19 protein-coding genes are annotated in these 16246 nt (G+C 71.0%); 6 read left to right on the top strand and 13 right to left on the bottom strand.

What is annotated here, in order from left to right:
* Positions 1-24 precede the first annotated feature (24 nt).
* On the top strand, positions 25-738 hold the full coding sequence (locus F4559_RS07515) for a Clp protease N-terminal domain-containing protein (RefSeq protein ID WP_184675536.1): 714 nt from the start codon (positions 25-27) through the stop codon (positions 736-738).
* Here F4559_RS07515 and priA read toward each other — a convergent pair.
* The 5 genes from priA to F4559_RS07490 all read right to left on the bottom strand — a co-directional run bounded on the left by priA (position 701) and on the right by F4559_RS07490 (position 4273).
* On the bottom strand, positions 701-1435 hold the full coding sequence (gene priA, locus F4559_RS07510; RefSeq protein WP_184667009.1) for a bifunctional 1-(5-phosphoribosyl)-5-((5-phosphoribosylamino)methylideneamino)imidazole-4-carboxamide isomerase/phosphoribosylanthranilate isomerase PriA: 735 nt from the start codon (positions 1433-1435) through the stop codon (positions 701-703). The genes F4559_RS07515 and priA overlap by 38 nt on opposite strands.
* Positions 1436-1522: 87 nt before the next feature.
* Positions 1523-2155 (bottom strand): imidazole glycerol phosphate synthase subunit HisH, encoded by a 633-nt coding sequence (gene hisH / locus F4559_RS07505; protein WP_184667008.1) that lies wholly within the window; start codon positions 2153-2155, stop codon positions 1523-1525.
* 9 nt (positions 2156-2164) lie between these two features.
* Positions 2165-2641: a hypothetical protein gene (locus F4559_RS07500; RefSeq protein WP_184667006.1), complete on the bottom strand. Its 477-nt coding sequence runs from the start codon at positions 2639-2641 to the stop codon at positions 2165-2167.
* 61 nt (positions 2642-2702) lie between these two features.
* Complete coding sequence (locus tag F4559_RS07495; protein ID WP_184667004.1) at positions 2703-3587, bottom strand: transketolase family protein; 885 nt, start codon at positions 3585-3587, stop codon at positions 2703-2705.
* A gap of 5 nt (positions 3588-3592) precedes the next feature.
* Entirely contained in the window at positions 3593-4273 is a 681-nt protein-coding gene (locus F4559_RS07490; protein ID WP_221447162.1) for a thiamine pyrophosphate-binding protein, read from the bottom strand.
* Between the two features lie 50 nt (positions 4274-4323).
* Between F4559_RS07490 and soxR the strand changes: the two genes are divergently transcribed.
* Positions 4324-4785, top strand: coding sequence for a redox-sensitive transcriptional activator SoxR (gene soxR / locus F4559_RS07485; protein ID WP_184667002.1), 462 nt, complete (start codon positions 4324-4326; stop codon positions 4783-4785).
* A gap of 58 nt (positions 4786-4843) precedes the next feature.
* Positions 4844-5353, top strand: coding sequence for an RNA 2'-phosphotransferase (locus F4559_RS07480; protein WP_221447161.1), 510 nt, complete (start codon positions 4844-4846; stop codon positions 5351-5353).
* Here F4559_RS07480 and F4559_RS36225 read toward each other — a convergent pair.
* The 5 genes from F4559_RS36225 to hisD all read right to left on the bottom strand — a co-directional run bounded on the left by F4559_RS36225 (position 5340) and on the right by hisD (position 9169).
* Positions 5340-5678 carry a hypothetical protein gene (locus tag F4559_RS36225; protein ID WP_312865512.1) on the bottom strand — a complete coding sequence of 113 codons (339 nt, stop codon included), beginning with the start codon at positions 5676-5678 and terminating at the stop codon, positions 5340-5342. The two genes, F4559_RS07480 and F4559_RS36225, sit on opposite strands and share 14 nt — an antisense overlap.
* Positions 5679-5998: 320 nt before the next feature.
* A complete protein-coding gene (locus tag F4559_RS07470; protein ID WP_184666998.1) occupies positions 5999-6157 on the bottom strand; it encodes a CG2302 family histidine operon protein in 159 nt (52 codons plus the stop codon).
* Complete coding sequence (hisB, locus tag F4559_RS07465) at positions 6154-6756, bottom strand: imidazoleglycerol-phosphate dehydratase HisB (RefSeq protein WP_184666995.1); 603 nt, start codon at positions 6754-6756, stop codon at positions 6154-6156. Before hisB ends, F4559_RS07470 begins: the two co-directional genes overlap by 4 nt.
* On the bottom strand, positions 6753-7856 hold the full coding sequence (locus F4559_RS07460) for a histidinol-phosphate transaminase (protein WP_184666993.1): 1104 nt from the start codon (positions 7854-7856) through the stop codon (positions 6753-6755). The genes hisB and F4559_RS07460 overlap by 4 nt, the downstream gene beginning before the upstream one ends.
* Positions 7853-9169 (bottom strand): histidinol dehydrogenase, encoded by a 1317-nt coding sequence (hisD, locus tag F4559_RS07455; protein WP_184666991.1) that lies wholly within the window; start codon positions 9167-9169, stop codon positions 7853-7855. Before hisD ends, F4559_RS07460 begins: the two co-directional genes overlap by 4 nt.
* A gap of 154 nt (positions 9170-9323) precedes the next feature.
* Here hisD and F4559_RS07450 point away from each other — a divergent pair, with 154 nt between their 5' ends.
* Positions 9324-10625, top strand: coding sequence for a M14 family metallopeptidase (locus F4559_RS07450; protein ID WP_184666989.1), 1302 nt, complete (start codon positions 9324-9326; stop codon positions 10623-10625).
* A gap of 541 nt (positions 10626-11166) precedes the next feature.
* Here F4559_RS07450 and F4559_RS07445 read toward each other — a convergent pair.
* Both F4559_RS07445 and F4559_RS07440 read right to left on the bottom strand, forming a co-directional pair.
* A complete protein-coding gene (locus tag F4559_RS07445) occupies positions 11167-12333 on the bottom strand; it encodes an aminotransferase class V-fold PLP-dependent enzyme (protein ID WP_184666987.1) in 1167 nt (388 codons plus the stop codon).
* Between the two features lie 21 nt (positions 12334-12354).
* Entirely contained in the window at positions 12355-13911 is a 1557-nt protein-coding gene (locus F4559_RS07440) for an ABC transporter substrate-binding protein (protein ID WP_184666985.1), read from the bottom strand.
* A 17-nt stretch (positions 13912-13928) separates the two neighbouring features.
* Here F4559_RS07440 and F4559_RS07435 point away from each other — a divergent pair, with 17 nt between their 5' ends.
* Together F4559_RS07435 and F4559_RS07430 are read left to right on the top strand one after the other, a co-directional pair.
* Complete coding sequence (locus F4559_RS07435) at positions 13929-14714, top strand: carbon-nitrogen hydrolase family protein (RefSeq protein ID WP_184666983.1); 786 nt, start codon at positions 13929-13931, stop codon at positions 14712-14714.
* A gap of 94 nt (positions 14715-14808) precedes the next feature.
* Positions 14809-15123 (top strand): PRC-barrel domain-containing protein, encoded by a 315-nt coding sequence (locus F4559_RS07430; RefSeq protein ID WP_184666981.1) that lies wholly within the window; start codon positions 14809-14811, stop codon positions 15121-15123.
* Between the two features lie 148 nt (positions 15124-15271).
* Here the strand turns inward: F4559_RS07430 and nadC are convergent, their stop codons facing one another.
* Entirely contained in the window at positions 15272-16108 is an 837-nt protein-coding gene (gene nadC / locus F4559_RS07425) for a carboxylating nicotinate-nucleotide diphosphorylase (protein ID WP_184666979.1), read from the bottom strand.
* Between the last annotated feature and the right edge of the window lie 138 nt (positions 16109-16246).

The raw sequence follows: 16246 nt of genomic DNA, 5'->3' as shown, positions 1-16246 counted from the left end.
TCAACCTACAGTTGACGAGTGGTGATGACGCCCGTCCAGTTGACCGACCTGATCGTCGCGGTCGCCCAGGAGCACGTCGACCCGTTGACGAGGCTGACCTCGGCCGTCGAGCTCAGCGGTCAACTCGACGAACTCGGCGACCACCTCATCGGCCACTTCGTCGACGAGGCCCGGCGCTCGGGTGCGAGCTGGACCGACATCGGCGCGAGCATCGGCGTGACCAAGCAGGCCGCACAGAAGCGGTTCGTCCCCCGCGAGTCGGTCGAACCCGCCCGCACGCCGAGGTACACCGACCGCGCGCACCGGGTCGTCGTGCTGGCCCGCCACCACGCCCGGTTCAGCGAGCGGATCGGTACCGGGCACGTGCTGCTCGGCCTGCTCGACGAGTCCGGCGGGCAGGCGGCCAAGACGATCGCCCACCTGGAGGCGTCCGACGGCACGACCCGCATGGTCGTGCTGGCCGAACTCCGCGACACCGGGCCGCGCCCGGACCCGCAGCCGTTCAGCGCGCACTGCACGAAGGCGCTGGAGCTGGGAGTCCGGGCGTCGCTGCGGCTGGGTCAGCCGTTCGTCGGCACCGAGCACCTCCTGCTGGGCCTGCTCGCCGAAACCGAGGGCACGGCGGCGAAGGCCCTGGCGGCGACCGGCGTGACGCTGGAGGACGCCGAGTCCCACATCGTCGCCGAGTTCCGCCGGGCGATCAGCGGCGTACAGCCGCCAGCGCCTCGGGGAGCGTGAACGCGCCCGAGTACAGCGCCTTGCCCACGATCGCGCCCTCGAGTCCGTCGCCGGTCAGCGCGGCGAGCGCGACCAGGTCGTCCACACTGGACACGCCGCCGGACGCGACGACGGGCGCGTCCGTGCGCGCGCACACGTCGCGCAGCAGGTCGACGTTCGGACCCTGCAACGTGCCGTCCTTGCCCACGTCGGTGACCACGTAGCGGGCGCACCCCTCGCGGTCGAGGCGCTCCAGCACCTCCCACAGGTCGCCGCCGTCCTTGGTCCAGCCACGCGTGGCCAGCCGGTGCCCCTCGGCGGTGATCCGGACGTCGAGGCCGACGGCGATCTTCTCGCCGTGCTCGGCCAGCACCTTCGCGCACCACTCGGGGTGCTCCAGCACCGCCGTGCCCAGGTTGACGCGCGCACAGCCGGTGGACAGCGCGGCGGCGAGCGACTCGTCGTCGCGGATGCCGCCGGTCAACTCCACCTTGACGTCCAGCTCGCCCACGACCCGGGTGAGCAGTTCGCGGTTGCTCCCCCGCCCGAACGCGGCGTCGAGGTCGACCAGGTGCACCCACTCGGCACCGTCGCGCTGCCACGCGAGCGCCGCGTCCAACGGGTGGCCGTAGTTGGTCTCGGTGCCGGCTTCGCCCTGGACCAGTCGGACGGCACGACCATCGGCCACGTCGACGGCCGGGAACAACGTGAAAGTCACCCGGACACCCTAATACGCGCGGCTCGGGGTGCCCGAGCGCGGGTTTCGCGTGGGTATTCCGGGGTGCCCGGGTGGAGGACTCGCGGATTACAGGGACTTGAGCCAGTTCCGGAGCAGGTGGGCGCCGGCGTCGCCGGACTTCTCGGGGTGGAACTGCGTCGCGCTCAGCGCACCGTTCTCCACCGCGGCCACGAACGGGTCGCCACTGTGGTCGGCCCATGTGACCAAAGGCGCGCGCAGCGTGTCGGACGATTCCAGCGTCCACTTCCGCACCGCGTACGAGTGCACGAAATAGAACCGCGTGTCGTCGTCGAGTCCGTCGAACAGCACGGAGTCGCCGGGCGCGCGGACGGTGTTCCAGCCCATGTGCGGCACGATCGGCGCGTCGAGCCGCTCGACCGTCCCCGGCCACTCCGCGCAGCCCTCGGTGCGCACGCCGTGCTCGACGCCCTCGTCGAACAGGATCTGCATGCCGACGCAGATGCCCAGCACGGGACGGCCGCCGGCGAGTCGCCGTCCGATCAGCCGGGCGCCCCTGACCTGCTCCAACCCGGCCATGCACGCCGCGAACGCGCCGACACCGGGCACGACGAGGCCGTCCGCGTCGAGCACCGCGTCGGGATCGGCGGTCACCTCGACGTCCGCCCCGACCCTCTGGAGCGCACGCTCCGCCGACCGCAGGTTGCCTGATCCGTAGTCCAGTACGACGACTCGTGCCACGTCACCAGGCTAGGCCAACGGCGCACCGCCCTGCGTCACCGGGACCACCGGCAGCACCATGTTGATGGGCAGCGCCGACCGCTCGGGCAGGTTCGTGATCCACGTGTCGGCGCGGCCCTCGTCGACCAGGTCGCGCACCTCGGCGACGTCGGCGGGCAGGTCGAGCGTCCCTTCGACGGCTTTGAGCCGCCACCACCGCACCGTGCCCACGAGGGGACGTGCCCGCCCGCGGTAGCCGGTGTCCGTCCCGTCCGACCACACCTCGGCGTGCTCGTTCCACCGCACGAGAGTCGCCTGTTCGGCCACGTCACGGCTGCGCCCGGCGAGCTTCTGCGCGTCGGCGAACCCGATCCCGCGCCGGGGCAGCAGCACCGTCCCGGACACGACCGGGACGAGTGCCGCGGGTCCGGCGCCCGCGCGGTGCAGGTTGCGCTGCAACTCCGCGGTGGGCGCGGGTGTCCAGATGAGTGTTCTAGGCACGCTCACGGCCGGAGATCATGCCGCAGCCGACGAACGCCCGGACATCCGACGCGCGTCGGGTTCCGCGTCACACCACCGGGTGGTCGAACAACCGGTGCGCCGCCGCCGCGATCCCGACCACGTCGAGTTCGTGCGCGGCGTCGTGGTCGTCGGCCGTGCCGTACGCGCGCAATTCCGCGTCACGTCGCACGCCCAGCGACCGCAACCGGTGCGGTACGTCGGACAACGCGACAGTCACCTCGTGCGCGGACGTGCCCTCCAGGTAGGGCTCGACGAGGAGTACGTCCGCGTGGTCCACACCGGACACGGCCGCGCGCAGCCCCGCCGCGTCGAACGGTCGCACCGTCGTCGCGTACAACACGGTCACGTCCAGGTCCGCGGTCGCGGCCAGCACCGTGTCCAGCGTCGTCCCCACCGACACGATCACGCCTCTGCGACCGGAACGGATTCTTGTCGCGGCCGGTGTGACAGGAACGGTGCGCGTATTGCTCCGCAGCGACAGTCGGATGTAGATCCGATCGTCACGTGACAGCGCGTCGGACACCAGCGGTCCGACCTCGTCGGGGTGACCGGGCACGACGACCGTCCACCCGGGCAGCGTGTCGAACAGCGCCACGTCGCCGGGCGCCTGGTGCGTACGTCCCCACACCGGGGCGTCGTAGGACGCGCCGATGCTGACCAGCAGTCCGCCTACGTCCTGGTGCCCGAAGTCGAGCTTGATCTGCTCGAACGGCCGCTCGACCAGGAACGGCGCGTAGGTGTGCACGACCGGGCGCAGACCGCTGAGCGCGAGTCCGCTGCCGACGCCGACGAGCGCCTGCTCCCGGATGCCGACGTTGATCACGCGCTCGTGCGGCGCGAACACGTCCCGCGAGATCTCCGCGAGCACGACCGCGATCCGGGGGTCGGTGCGCATGGCATCCTGGACCGTCGACACGAACACCTCACGCATGGTCTTCACCGCGCACCCCTGATCCGGGCCACGACCACGTGCGGACGTCCGGCGTGCTCACGCGTCAACGAGTCGAACAGCCCCTCCTGGTCGCGTCCGTCCACGGTGGACGAGGACCAGCCCTCCACCTCGAACCGGGTCGCGACGCCACCGGGCCAGCCGGTCGTGCCCGACTCGTTGTCCACGACCACGACGACGAGGTTGTCCAGCCCGAACCGCCCGGCGATCGCGATCGCCTCGTGATTGCTGCCCTCGTCCAGCTCGGCGTCGCCGACGAGCACGAACACCCGCGCGTCCCGCCCCTGGAGTCGCAGTCCCATGGCCATGCCGACGCCGATGGGCAGCCCGTGCCCGAGCGACCCGCTGCCGATCTCCGCACCCGGCACGAGCACCCGGTCGGGATGTTGGCCCAACGGCGAGTCGAACGCGGTCCAGTCGTCCAGAGTGGACGGTTCGAGGAATCCCTTCGCGGCGAGCACGGCGTAGTACGCCATCGGCCCGTGCCCCTTGGAGAGCAGGAACCGGTCGCGGTCGGGGTCGTCGAGGCGCGAAGGGGAGACGTCGAGGACCAGGTCGTAGAGCACCCACAGCACGTCGAGGGTCGACGCGGCGGCCCACTCGTGCTTCTCGTCGCCGGTCATCCGGGCGAACAGCGCCGGGATGTCCGCGAAGCGTGTCGCTGTCATGCATCCACGAAACAATCTCCACTTAACTGGAGGTCAAGTACGATGGCGGCGTGAGCAAGCTGCCGGACATGCTGACCATCGGCCAGGTGGCCGAGCGCAGCGGGGTGCCCCACACCGCGTTGCGCTTCTACGAGGAGCGCGGCCTGATCTCGTCCGAGCGCACGGCGGGCAACCAGCGCCGCTACCCGCGCACGGTGCTGCGCCGGCTCGCGTTCATCCGCACCGCCCAGCGCGTGGGCCTGACGCTGGAGGACGTGCACGCCGCCCTGGCCACGCTGCCGGAGGGCCGCACGCCGACCAAGACCGACTGGCACCGGCTGTCCACGACGTGGCAGACCGAACTGGACGCGCGAATCGACGCCCTGCACCGACTGAGGGACCGGCTCACGTCGTGCATCGGCTGCGGCTGCCTGTCGCTGCGCAGCTGCTTCCTGACGAATTTCGACGACAAGCTCGCCGCCGACGGTCCGGGCGCGCCGAGGCTGAAGCCGTCGAGCGAGGGCGGCACCTGAAATCCTTGGCCCGCGGCGTCGGGTCCGTGGTGCACTGACGGCCGTGGAAGAGAGAAACATGGTCCGCTTGTCGAAGCGGATGTCACGACACCTGCGGCACGCCCCGCAGGAGATCGGCCTGACCCCGGACCCGGCGGGCTGGGTGGACCTGGACGCGTTCGTCGCCGCGCTGCGCGTGCCACGCGACCACGTGCTGGAAGTGGTGGAACGCGACAACAAACAGCGGTACGCCGTCGAGGACGGCCGGATCCGCGCCAACCAGGGCCATACCATCGAGGTCGACCTCGACCTGCCGGCGACCGAACCACCCGCCGTGCTCTACCACGGCACGGCCGAACGCGTGGTGCCCGAAATCCTGGACAAGGGCCTGCGGCCCATGCGTCGGCACGCGGTACACCTGTCGACGGCGGTGGACACCGCCCGTCAGGTCGGCGGGCGCCATGGCCGTCCGGCCGTGCTCGTGGTCGACGCGGCGGCCATGCAGGAGGCCGGGCACGTGTTCCGGGTCAGCGCCAACGGGGTGTGGCTGGTCGACGCGGTACCGCCGGAGTTCCTCAGCGGTCTGTGACCTGGTCCGACACCCGCCGGGCCAGCCACGTCAGGCCGTCCGCGATCTCGGCGGAGGTCAACCCGCGCACGTCGCGCTGGTACTCGTACACCTCGGGTGCCAACGGTGCCAGCAGGGCATCCACCACGGCCGCCGGTGCCGCGCCGGCGAGCAGGTCCTCGACGTGCCGTCGCCGGAACGCGTAGATCTCGCCCCGGAACCGGGCACGTCCGGTCTCCGCGCCGAGCACCAGGTGCAACTGCCGGTCGAGCAGGTCCACCGACGCGCGGAAGAACGCCACGAGCCGGTCGACCGCCGGAGCACCGGGCCCCAGCGGGGGGTGCACCGTGCAGCACGTGGTCGCGCAACCGTGCCTCGTGGACCTCCAGCAACGCCCGCGCGACCGACGCGGGATCGGGGAAGCGCCGGTACAGCGTGGCCCGGCCGACTCCCGCGGCACGGGCGATGTCCTCCATCGTCACGACGTCGCGCGACGAGGCGAACAGCCGATCGGCCGCCGCCAGCACCCGGGCCCGGTTGCGTGCGGCGTCGGCGCGCTCGCGTGGCGCGGACGCCCCGCCGCTGCCGGGGCCGGACATGCGATCCACGATACGCACCGGCCAACCGGACCGCAGGTCCGCTGATCAGGCCGGATACCCTCGACGATCAGCCCAGGTACCAGGCCACCGCGCCACCGAGCGCGACGACGACGAGCACGGCCAGCGCGATGGCGAGTCCGCGCGTCGTCTTCCACGTCGCGTACACGCCGCCGGCGAGGAACCCGGCCAATGCGAGCAGTCCGATGACGACCAGCGTCTTGGTCACAGCACACCCTTGGTGGAGGGCACGACACCGCCGACGCGCGGGTCCGGTTCGACGGCCGCGCGCAGCGCCCGGGCGACTGCCTTGAACTCGGCCTCGGTGATGTGGTGCGGGTCGCGGCCGTATTCCACGCGCACGTGCAGTGCGATGCCCGCGTGGAAGGCCAGGCTGTCGAACACGTGCCGGTTGAGCACGAACGGGTAGTTGCCGCCGATCGTGAACGCGTTGAACTGCTCGGGTTCGCCGATGTGCACGCAGTACGGCCGCCCGGACACGTCGACGGCCGCGTGCGCGAGCGTCTCGTCCATGGGGATCCAGCAGTCCCCGAACCGGCGGATGCCCCGCTTGTCGCCCAACGCCTCGCGCAACGCCTGGCCGAGCACGATCGCCACGTCCTCGACCGTGTGGTGCGCGTCGATCTCCACGTCGCCGGTCGCGCGCACCACGAGGTCGAACGACCCGTGCACGCCCAGCGCGGTGAGCATGTGGTCGTAGAACGGCACGCCCGTGGAGATCTCGACCTGTCCGCTCCCGTCGAGGTCGATCTCCACGTACACCGACGACTCACTGGTGCTGCGTTCGACCTTGCCGACCCTGCTCACCGCTCGACCTCCGCGCTTGCCGCGAGGAACGCGTCGTTCTCCTCCGGAGTACCGATCGTCACCCGCAGATGTCCCGTGATCCCGACGTCCCGGATGAGGACGCCGCTGTCCAAGTAGGACCGCCACGCGGCGCGTGCGTCCGAGAACCGTCCGAACAGCACGAAGTTCGCGTCGCTGGGCACGACCGCGAACCCCAGGTCGGCCAACGCCGCCGCGACCCGGTCCCGTTCGGCCGACAGCGTCGCGACCGAGCCGAGCGTCTGGTCGGCGTGCCGCAGCGACGCCCGCGCGGCGGCCTGCGTGAGGGCCGACAGGTGGTACGGCAGGCGCACCAGCAGCAGGGCGTCGACGACGGCGGGCGCGGCGGCCAGGTACCCGAGCCGCCCGCCCGCGAACGCGAACGCCTTGCTCATGGTCCGGCTGACGATCAGCTTCCCCGCGTACTCGTCGAGCAGCGTGATCGCGCTTTCGCGGGACGAGAACTCCGCGTACGCCTCGTCGACCACGACCACGCCGGGCGCCGCGTCGAGCAACGCCTTCAGTTCCGCGGTGGGCACGCTCTGCCCGGTCGGGTTGTTCGGACTGGTCACGAACACGACGTCGGGACGGCGTTCGGCGACGACCTCGGCCGCCTTGGCGGTGTCCAGCGAGAAGTCGGCACGCCGGGGCGCGGGCAGCCAGTCGGTGCGCGTGCCCGCGGAGATGATCGGGTGCATCGAGTACGACGGCTCGAAGCCCAGCGCCGTACGGCCGGGACCGCCGAACGCCTGGAGGACCTGCTGGATGATCTCGTTGGAGCCGTTGGCGGCCCACAGGTTCCGGTGCGTCAGCGGCACGCCGGTCGACGCGGCAAGGTAGGCGGCGAGGTCCGTGCGCAACGCGACGGCGTCCCGGTCGGGGTAGCGGTGCAACTCCCCCGCCACCTCGGCGACCGCCGCGACCACGTCGGCGACGAGTTCGGGCGTGGGCGGGTACGGGTTCTCGTTGGTGTTGAGCCGGACCGGGACGTCCAGCTGCGGCGCGCCGTAGGGCGTGCCGCCACGCAGGTCTTCACGAAGCGGGAGGTCGGACAGCGACACCCGGCCACCGATCGGGGTCACCGGCCGAACCTCGCGGTGACGGCCTCGCCGTGCGCGGGCAGGTCCTCGGCGTTCGCCAGCGCCACGACCTTGGCGGCCACCTCGCGCAACGCGTCCTCGCTGTAGTCGACGACGTGGATGCCGCGCAGGAACGTCTGCACGGAGAGTCCCGACGAGTGGCGCGCGCAGCCACCCGTGGGCAGCACGTGGTTGGACCCGGCGCAGTAGTCGCCCAGCGATACCGGCGAGTGCGCGCCGACGAACACCGCACCGGCCGCGCGGACCCGCGCGGCGACCGTGCGGGCGTCGGCCGTCTGGATCTCCAGGTGCTCGGCGGCGTAGGCGTCGACGACCCGCAACCCATCGTCCACAGTGGACACCAGGACGGTGCCGGACTGCCGGCCGCGCAACGCGGTGCGGACACGTTCGGCGTGCTTGGTCGCCGCGGACCGGCGGTCGAGTTCGGTGTCGACGGCGTCCGCGAGCTCCTCGGACGTGGTGACGAGCACACTCGCCGCCAGCGGGTCGTGCTCGGCCTGGCTGATCAGGTCCGCGGCGACGTGCCCGGCGTCGGCGGTGTCGTCGGCCAGGATCGCGATCTCGGTCGGCCCGGCCTCGGAGTCGATGCCGATCAGGCCGCGCAGCAACCTTTTCGCCGCCGTGAGGTAGATGTTGCCCGGACCGGTGACCAGGTCCACGGGCGCGAGTTCGGAGCCGTCGGTGTCGACGCCGCCGTGCGCGAGCAGCGACACGGCGACCGCGCCGCCCACCGCCCACACCTCGGTCACGCCCAGCAACGCGGCGGCGGCCAGGATCGTCGGGTGCGGGCGTCCGCCGAACTCCGCCTGCGGCGGCGAGCAGACGACCAGCGACTCGACGCCCGCGATCTGGGCGGGCACCACGTTCATGACCACACTGGACGGGTAGACCGCCAGGCCGCCGGGCGCGTACAGGCCGACGCGGGCGACCGGCACCCAGCGTTCGGTGACCGTGCCGCCGGGCACGACCTGCGTGGTGACGTCGGTGCGCCGCTGGTCGGCGTGCACGCGGCGGGCACGGGTGATCGACTCCTCCAGCGCCTCGCGGACCTCGGGGTCGAGCGCTTCGAGCGCGGCGCCGAGTTCCGTCACGGGCACGCGCACCGACTCCGGGCGCACGCGGTCGAACCGCTCGGTGTACTCCAGCGCCGCCTCGACGCCCCGGTCCCGTACCGCCTCGACGATCGGCCGCACCTGATGCAGCACCGTGTCCACGTCGACCTCGGCGCGCGGCAGGGCGGCGCGCAGTTCCGCCGGTGACGGGACTCGACCTCGCAGGTCGACGCGGTTGAGCATGCGCCAAGGGTAAGCGGTCCCCTATTCCGTCAACTGTCAGCCCGGCCGGCGAGTGGTGAAACCGACAAACGGAGGCTTACCGGCATCGGATCACCACGTCACGCTGCGTAGGCAACTCTCCGTCGCCAACCCTGCCTGATGATGGAGGACCCCCATGCTCACCAAGCGCCGCGGCCTCGTCGCCGCAGCCGTCGGTGTGTGCCTGGCCCTGGTCGTCCCCGTGCACAGCGGTTCGGCACAGCAGCCGACCGCACAGCGCGACGACCGGACCGTGTTCGAGATCACCGCCGCGACACCCGAAGCGCGCTCGCGCGTGGCCAAGACCGGCGTCGACGTGCTCGGCCTCGTCGGCGACAAGCTCACCGTGATCGCCGAGCGCGGTCAGCGGTTCGCGCTCGCCGCCACCGGGCTCCCGGTGCGCGCCGTCGGCAGCGCCGAGTCCCAGCTCGCCGCGCTGGGCAAGGTCGACTTTGCCGACCCGCAGGTCGGCAAGCTCGACTTCCCGTCCGGGTACACCGCTTACCACAACTACGCCGAGACCGTCGCCGAGCTGAACCAGACCGTGCGCGACCACGCCGACCTGGTGAAGCTCCAGAGCATCGGCAAGTCGCACGAGGGCCGCGACATCTGGGCGTTGAAGATCAGCAACAGCCCGGCGACCGACCAGGCGAAGCCCGAGGTGCTGTTCACGTGCAACCAGCACGCGCGTGAGCACCTGACTGTGGAGATGTGCTTGCACATCATCAAGCGGTACACGGACAACTACGCGTCCAACGCCACGATCAAGAACCTGGTCGACAGCCGCGAGATCTGGGTCCTGCCGATCGTGAACCCGGACGGCAAGGAGTACGACATCGCGTCCGGGTCCTTCCGGGCGTGGCGCAAGAACCGCCAGGGCCCTGGCACCGACCCCAACCGGAACTGGGGTTACCAGTGGGGGTGCTGCGGCGGTTCGAGCGGGAGCACGTCGTCGGAGACCTATCGCGGGCCGTCGGCGTTCTCGGCGCCGGAGACGCAGCGCGTGCGTGACTTCGTGAACTCGCGTGTGGTCGGCGGTGTGCAGCAGATCAAGACGCACATCGACTGGCACACGTACTCGGAGCTGATCCTGTGGCCGTACGGGTACACGTACAACGACACGGCTCCGGGGTTGGACGCCACGCAGCAGAGCGCGTTCTCGACGTTGGGTCGGCAGATGGCGTCGCGCAACGGGTACACGCCGCAGCAGTCCAGCGACCTGTACATCACGGACGGGTCGGTCAACGACTGGATGTGGTTCCAGCACAAGATCTGGAGCTACACCTTCGAGATGTACCCGAAGACGTCGAGCGGGACGTCCGGGTTCTACCCGCGTGACACCCAGATCGGACCGCAGACGACACGCAACGACACGGCGGTCGAACTGTTCCTCCAGTACTCCGACTGCGTGCCGCGGATCATCAACCGCACCTGCTGACCGGTGAGGACGCCGGGCCGTCCCGCACAGGGGACGGCCCGGTACCGCCGCAGTCGGGAACGAAACGGACCCGCGGTCGAACCGGACCGACAGTCAAAGCGGACCCATGGTCAAAGCGGACCAACGGTCGAACCGGACCGATGGTCGGCTTCACTCCCACCCGCCGCCATGTCGCTGGATCCCGCCCGGCGCACACTCCCGCTCCGCGCACAGCACCGGTACGAACCCGCATCGCGTACCAGCACCGGTACGAAGTCCCATCGGCGTACCGGCACCAATACACGAAGCGTCCGCGTGCCCCATCCGCTGCTACTTCCGCGTTTGCGTGCAACGTCTGGTGCGCGACCGCGTTCGGCACACCACCCCGTGCACCATTCGCATCACGCGCACAACGTCGGTACACGACTCGCGTCGCGTACGCCGAGTCGCGCATGACCGCATTGCGCACACAGCACTGGTACACGACCGCATCGCGCACACGGCGCCGACGCATGATCGCGTTCGGCGCACGGCCCGTGTACACGAACTGTGCGCCGCACCGTCACGCGGTCCCGACCGCCGCCACCGCCTCGTCCAGTTGCGCGGGGTCGACGAAGTAATGCGGCGACGCACGCACCACCGTCGTCAAGCCGCGGCGTGTCATGTCCAGGCGTGTCGAACTCAGACCGCTGGTCGTGACCGTGACCCCATGTGCGGCGAGGTGTTCACGTACTTCGCCCGGATCCGTGCCCTGTTTCGTGAACGTCACCAGACCCGCGTGACGTGCGCCGAGATCGTGCACTTCCACACCGGGCACCTCGCGCAGTCCCGCACGCAACCGGTCCGCGCGGTCGGCGACCTCGGCGGTGATCGTGTCGAGCCCCAGGTCGAGCGCGTACCGGGCGGCCGTGATCAACCCGAGCCGATCGGCGACGGAGCACTCCCACAGTTCCAGCACACGCGCGTCGTCACGGAACCGGAACTCGCGTTCACCGGTCCACTCGCCGCCGTGCAGGTCGACCAACCGGGGACGCAGTCGCTCGCGCGCGTCGCGGCGCACGACCAGGAACCCGGTCCCGCGCGGGCCGCGCAACCACTTGCGGCCCGTACCGGTCAGCAGGTCGACACCGAGTTCGCCCACGTGCACGGGCAACTGTCCGACCGACTGGCACGCGTCGAGCAGCACCAGCGCCCCGACCTCGTGCGCGGCGTCGGCCACCGGACGCACCGGGTTGACCAGTCCGCCGTTGGTCGGCACATGCACCAGCGACACGAGCTTGACCCGTTCGTCGAGCAGCGCGCGTACTGCGTCGACGTCCACCTGGCCGTGCACGTCGGACGGGATGACGTCGACCACCGCGCCGGTCTCGGCCGCGCGTGCCAAGATCGGCACCGCGTTGCCCGCGTACTCCGCCTCCGTCACGAGAACGCGATCGCCTACCGCGAGCGGCACCGCGTCGAACACCGAAAGCCACGACCGCGTGGCACTGTCGGTGAACGCGATCTCGTCCCGTTCGGCGCCGAGGAGCCGGGCGAACACCTCGTACCCGGCGTCGAGATCGGCCGCACGCTCCTGCGCGGCGACGTACCCGCCGACCTCGGCCTCACGCCGCAGGTGCCCGATCACCTCGTCCAGCACGGACGACGGCGGCAGCGACGAGCCCGCCGAGTCGAGGAAGACGCGCGCCGCGCCGGGCGTGTCGGCGCGCACGGAAGCCAGGTCGAACATGCTCGTCCCCCAAAGCGACGACTACTTGGCGGTCCACTTCTCCAGGTTCCACCACGGGCCCCACGACAGGGCACCGTGCCGGTGCGGGTCGACGACCTGCTCGTACCCGTTCCAGTTCTCTCGCACCACGTAGGTGTGCTTCACCGAGGCGAGGACCACCAGTCCGGGCGCGGTCGCGTACGCACGTTGGGACTGCTTGTACGCGGTCGCGCGCTGACCCGCGTCGAGCAGCGCGCGTCCCGACTCCAACGCGGCGTCGACGGAGGTGTTCGAGTAGCCCCACGGGTTGCCGGTGTGCAGCACGCGGTACGCGGCCAGGTCAGGGTCGAACGGGCTGCCGTCGCCGTGCAGCAGCGCGTCGGTACCCAGCCGGGGCGTGATCGAGTCCCAGCTCAGACCCGCGAGCTGCACGTCGACACCCACGGCGCGGGCGTCAGCGGCGAACGCCGTGGCCAGGTCGGCGCGCACGACGTCGCCGATCGGGTACATCAACGTGAATCGGGCGACGACGCCGGCACGTGCGCGCAAACCGTCGCCACCGCGTGTCCAGCCGGCGGAATCGAGCGTCTGCTCGGCGCGCGCCTTGTCGAACGCGAAGTCGACCTCGGTCGTGGCGAACTCGGGCAGCGCCGCCGGCAATGGCGCGCTCGCGGGCGTGCCCTGGCCGCCGAGCAGTCCGTCGACGAGCTTCTTGCGGTCCACGGCGTAGTTGAGCGCGAGTCGCATCGCGGGGTCGCCGGTGACCGGACCGCTCGGCAGCGTCACGGAACGCAGGTCGGCGGACTCGTGGGTGAGCACGCGCAGGTCACCGGAACCGGAAAACCCGGCGGCCAGGCGCGGCGGCAACTCGGTGCCGTCGAACTCGTTGTCACGCATGCGCTGCGCGCGCGTGTTGTCGTCGGGCACGAACACGACCGTCAGTTTGCGCACCTCGGGCACGCCGCCGAAGTACGTCGGGTTGGCCTCGAGCACGAGCCTGTCGCCCTTGCGCCACTCGACGACCCGGTACGGGCCGGTGCCGACGGGCTTGATGTCGGCGAGCGGAGCGCCGGTGAGCGACTCGCTGGGCAGGATGCCGAGCGTAAGCAGATGGGGGAACGCGGCCCACGAATGGTCGAGCGTGAAGCGCACGGTGTGCACGTCGAGCTGCTCCACGCCGGTGAGTCCCGCGTAAGTCGCCCGTTCGGTCGAACCCGTCCGGGGATCGAGCAGGGCTCGGTACGTGGCCACGACGTCGTCCGCGGCGAACGGCGTGCCGTCGCCGAACGTGACGTTGTCGCGCAACTTGACCGTCCACGACAGGCCGTCGGCGGCGGGTACGGGTACCTCGGACGCGAGTTGCGGTCGCAGCGACGCGTCCGCGCGGTGCTCCACCAGACCGTCGTAGATCTTGGACACGCCCTCGACGCCGTAGCCGAGCAGGGGGTTCAGCGACGTCGGCTCGACACGGTCGGCCAACACGATCGCGCTGCCGTCCGAGGTCCCCTCGGCGCTCGGCGTGGTCGACCCCGTGCATGCCGCCGCCGAGGCGACGACCAGGGAAAGGGAGAGCAGCATGGAGCGCACGGACTCTGACACTACCTAGAGTGTGGTTCATGCGTGTCGCCCTCTGCCAGATCGCCTCGACCGCCGACCCCGAGGCCAACCTCGACCTGCTGCGCGCGGGTGTCGACCAGGCGCACGGGGCGCGTGTGGTGGTGTTCCCCGAGGCGGCGATGTGCCGGTTCGGCGTGCCGCTGGGTCCGGTCGCGCAGCCGCTGGACGGTCCGTGGGCGAGCGCGGTGCGGAAGTTGGCGGACGCGGCGGGCGTCGTCGTGGTCGCCGGCATGTTCACCCCATCAGCGGATGGCCGAGTGGTGAACACACTTCTCGTGACCGGCGGTGACCTGCACGTGGGCTACGACAAGATCCACCTGTTCGACGCGTTCGGGTTCGCCGAGTCCAGGACCGTCGCGCCCGGCACCGAACCGGTCACCGTGACCGTCGACGACGTCACGTTCGGACTCGCGACCTGCTACGACGTCCGCTTCCCCGAACTGTTCCGCACCCTGGCCGACCGGGGCGCGACCGCGGTGCTGCTCGGCGCGTCCTGGGGTGCCGGTCCGGGCAAGCGCGAACAGTGGGAACTGCTGGTCAGGGCACGTGCGCTGGACAGCACGTCGTACGTGCTCGCGTGCGGGCAGGCCGACCCCGGTGTCGATCACGGCGGCGCCCCGACGGGCATCGGGCACAGCCTGGCCGCGTCGCCGTTGGGCGAGGTGCTCGTCGGGTTGGGCCCGGAGCCGGGTGTCGTTATGGTGGACGTGGACGACGCGGCGGTGGCACAGGCCCGCCGCACCCTGCCGGTGTTGGCGAACCGCAGGCTGTCCTCCGCCGGGTGACCCACCGTCGAGTGGGTGCCGACAGTCCGTTCCACGCACCGGGGTAGTCCGCCCACACGGGGCGAAACAGACGACACCACGGGAGGCGGCCACCATGAGGCGCCAGGCCAACTCGAAGAGGCTGTACGACTGCGCGGTGCTCGACCGGCGCGGCGACCGGATCGGCTCGGTAAAGCGGGTGTGGCTCGACGACCACACCGGTCGACCGCGCTGGGCGTCCGTGCACACCGGCTTGATCGGATCGGAAACTTTCGTCCCTCTCCAGGGCGCGCGTGTCGGCGTCGGGCACATCACGGTGCACGTGGACAAAGAACGCGTCCAGGACGCGCCCCACGTCCACGTTCGCGACCACCACCTGTCGCCGGACGAGGACGCCCGCCTCTGTCGGCACTACGGCGTCGAACTCTGACACATCGCGGTCGACGTGGAAGCACTCGTGTGCCGCGACGCGTACCGAACCCGCCCAGCGAACCGGACCGGCGGTCCGTTCCGGTGTGACCGGCATCCGCGCGGATCCGGACCGGCTCCGAGACGGACGGGCACGACCACGTCGGACGTCAGCGCAGGTCCATCCCCAGGTCGAGGGCCGGTGCCGAGTGCGTCAACCCGCCGACTGCGAGGTAGTCGACGCCGGTCTCCGCGTAGACCCTGGCCACGTCGAGCGTCAGTCCACCCGACGCCTCCAAGCGCACCCCATGCGCCCGGCGGACGGCCTCGGCGCACTCTGCCGCGGTGAAGTTGTCCAGCAGCACCAGTTCCGCGCCCGCCGCGACGGCTTCGTCCAACTGGTCCAGTGAGTCGACCTCGACCTCGCACGGCAGGTGCGGTGCGTGTGCGCGGACGGCGGCCAGCGCGGCGGTCACCGAACCGGCCGCCTGGACGTGGTTGTCCTTGATCAGCACCGCGTCACCGAGCCCGAGCCGGTGGTTGACGCCGCCACCGCACCGCACCGCGTACTTCTCCAGCAGCCGCAGGCCGGGCAACGTCTTACGGGAGTCGCGCACGGCCGCACCGGTGCCCACGATCGCGTCCACCCAAGCGGCGGTCGACGTCGCCACGCCCGACAGGTGGCACAACAGGTTCAACGCGGTGCGCTCCGCGGTCAGCAGCCCGCGCACAGGTCCGCGCACCACGAGCGCGGGCTCACCGGGGACGGCTTTGTCACCGTCGCGCTTGCTCTCGACCACCTCGACGTCGACGACCTGGCGGAACACCTCCAACGCCACCGGAATGCCGGCAAGCACCCCGTGCGCCCGAGGCGTCAACTCCGCCACCGACACGGCGTCGACGGGCACTGTCGCCTCGGTGGTCGCGTCGACGCCGTACCGCAGGTCCTCGTCCAACGCCGTGCGGATCACCCGACGCAGATCGTCCTGGTCCAGCCCGGTCGTCATGCCCACTCCCTTATCGAATCGTCGAATCCGCCGACACGGCAACCGACTCGCGTACCGGACGGTGGAACGTTCCCACTACTGCCGTCATGCACCCCGCGTGGTTCCCGCGCTCGTAACCGCATTTCCTGAGACGGGCCA

Source organism: Saccharothrix violaceirubra, from assembly GCF_014203755.1.
In the GTDB taxonomy this organism is placed as follows: domain Bacteria; phylum Actinomycetota; class Actinomycetes; order Mycobacteriales; family Pseudonocardiaceae; genus Actinosynnema; species Actinosynnema violaceirubrum.
Note: the sequence above shows the minus strand (reverse complement) of the source record. Positions and strands in the feature narration are given on the sequence as shown.